This is a genomic window from Microbacterium sp. CPCC 204701, from assembly GCF_004010105.1.
In the GTDB taxonomy this organism is placed as follows: Bacteria; Actinomycetota; Actinomycetes; order Actinomycetales; family Microbacteriaceae; genus Microbacterium.
This window is the reverse complement of the sequence record NZ_RRYE01000527.1, coordinates 1-1,633: the sequence shown is the minus strand read 5'-3', so window position 1 is coordinate 1,633 and position 1,633 is coordinate 1. Positions and strand designations below refer to the sequence as shown.

Genomic DNA, 1,633 nt, shown 5'->3' with positions numbered 1-1,633 from the left:
CCCTCGCGACCGAGGGCCGAGGCGGGGGCGGCGAGCTCGAAGCGTGCGGTGTGCGCGGCGCGGACCGTGCTCTCATCGAGCGGCACGCCCAGGAGGACGGACGCCTCGCCCCGGGCGCGCTCGATCGACTCGTGCCCCTCGTCGGCGGGGTGGTCGAACGCGACGCTCACGACATGGCGTCCAGGACCGGCAGCTCGGGCGAGCCACTCCCAGCGCGCGGTCTGGTGCACGAGGCCTGAGGCGAGGCGCGTGCCGGGGAGCGGGTACACCTGCGCACCGCGCGGCGCGCCGTCGAGCGCGGGCTCGTCGACGACGAGCGTCACGACTTCTCGCACGATCCCTGCATGCGCCGGCTCGGCCTCTGTCGGAGTGACGCCGGCCGACCCGAGGAGCCGCTGCGCCTCGTCGCGCCCGGCCGCCACGATCACGATGTCTGCGGTGAGGGCCCCCACGGCCTCTCCAGGCGCCTCCGGCGCTGCGGTGTCCAGGTCGAGCCGCCAGCGTCCGCCGGCGCGCGAGACCGCCGTGACGGGACTCTCGAGCACGATCTCGGCGCCGAGCACCCGCAGCCGATCCTCGAGGGCCGACACGAGCTGAGCTATCCCTCCGTCCAGGCTCTCGATCGCCGGGGCGGGCGCGTCGGCCCGATCGACGAGCAGGTCGGCGACGGCGCCGCCGAGTGATCCGGTCCGCGTGAGGGCGGCGGTGAGCCCAGGCGCTGCCGCGACGACGTCGACCTGTTCGGGCGCGAGTCCGAACCGCCCGAAGGTCAGCGGCGCGACGAGACGGTCATGGACGGCGGCACCCATGCGCGAGCGCACGAGCCTGCCGAGGTTGCGCTCCGTGCCGATGGTGAGCGGGGGCCGCAGCCGGTCGACGTAGGCGCGCCATGCCCCGCGCCATCCGATGACGCCGCGGACGCTCTCATCCCACGGGTTCGCCGGGATTCCCACCACGGTGTGCTCGGGAAGCGCCGCGGCGGCGCCCTTGGGCAGAGCGGCGATCCACGTGCGGTCGGTGTTCGGCGTGACGACCCGGTCACCCAGGCCGACCTCCTCGACGAGCGTGCGGACGGTCCCGCCGCCCGCGGACCAGCAGCTCGCGCCGAGGTCGAGCGGCAGGCCTTCGAACTCGGCGCCCGAGATCGTGCCGCCGAGCCGCGGTGTCGCCTCGACGACGGTGACCGGCATCCCGACCTTCGCGCATTCGAGCGCTGCGACGAGCCCGCCGATGCCTCCGCCGACGACGACCACGCGTGTCTCGTGGGCGTGGGAGACGAGTCCTTCGAACGGTTCCGTGGGGACGGTCACGGCATCCATCCTCGCATCGACGCCAACTCAGTCGTCGGCGTGGCGGCGCTGATCGCGGGCCTCCGCACGTGTGCGGAGAACGGACGAGGCGACCGCGGCGGCAGGCTCGCCGTCGACGGACGTGACCCTGCCGTCGTGCAGTTCGATGACGCGGTCGGCACGCTGCACGAGCACCGGATCGTGCGTCGAGACGACGGCGGCGAGGCCCTGCGAGTGGACGAGGTCGCCGATGAGGTCCATCACCGTCGCAGCCGTGCGCGAGTCGAGCTGGCCCGTGGGCTCGTCGGCGATCAGCACGTGCGGCCGGGCCGCGATCGCGCGCG

At 74.3% G+C, this 1,633-nt stretch carries 1 protein-coding gene and 1 pseudogene; both read right to left on the bottom strand.

Going from position 1 to position 1,633, the window contains the following annotated elements; all coding sequences use genetic code 11:
• A partial coding sequence (locus tag EIO58_RS17520; protein WP_446723950.1) for a protoporphyrinogen/coproporphyrinogen oxidase occupies positions 1 to 1,319 on the bottom strand: 1,319 nt, incomplete at its 3' end.
• An 18-nt stretch (positions 1,320 to 1,337) separates the two neighbouring features.
• Positions 1,338 to 1,633: pseudogene (locus EIO58_RS17515) on the bottom strand (ABC transporter ATP-binding protein); the annotation flags it as partial.